At 54.5% G+C, this 420-nt stretch carries 1 protein-coding gene; it reads right to left on the reverse strand.

What is annotated here, in order from left to right; translation table 11 throughout:
* Positions 1-406 (reverse strand): plasmid partitioning protein RepB C-terminal domain-containing protein (locus M3673_RS18855; RefSeq protein WP_251535609.1); only part of this gene is annotated, 406 nt, incomplete at its 3' end.
* Positions 407-420 lie beyond the last annotated feature (14 nt).

Below are 420 nucleotides of genomic sequence, written 5' to 3' on the forward strand. Positions count from 1 at the left end.
GCTTCAAACTGTCTGGGCCGTAATTTTCCTCGATAACCTTGGTATCGGCCTGTAGAACGGCCAACTCTCGCTCCAAACGCCGGACAGCTTCGAACGTTCCAGGCTTCGTTGCGTGGTCCCTAGGACCGTCAACTAGCTGGTCATCTGGGGTCGTCTCTAGCATTGCTAGCACAAACTTTCCTGAGTAGTTGTCGAGGTTGTTCATTGCTAGCGCGACATCAATCTGACGAAATGGCTTCATCTGCCGCAGGATCGGAAAAACGCGGCATGGCACTCGCTTGTCGGCCAGCAACTTGATTGCCTCGTCGCAAATTCCGTCCAGCATCCGAAACCTAGCTCGGATCGTTGCCGCTGTCAGACCAAGCGCCGCCGCCAAACGTTCGATCGGCACCCCGCTTTCGTACACTTTCAGAATCATGT

Origin of the sequence: Nocardioides sp. P86, from assembly GCF_023712465.1 — a bacterium.
Classification (GTDB): domain Bacteria; phylum Actinomycetota; class Actinomycetes; order Propionibacteriales; family Nocardioidaceae; genus Nocardioides; species Nocardioides kribbensis.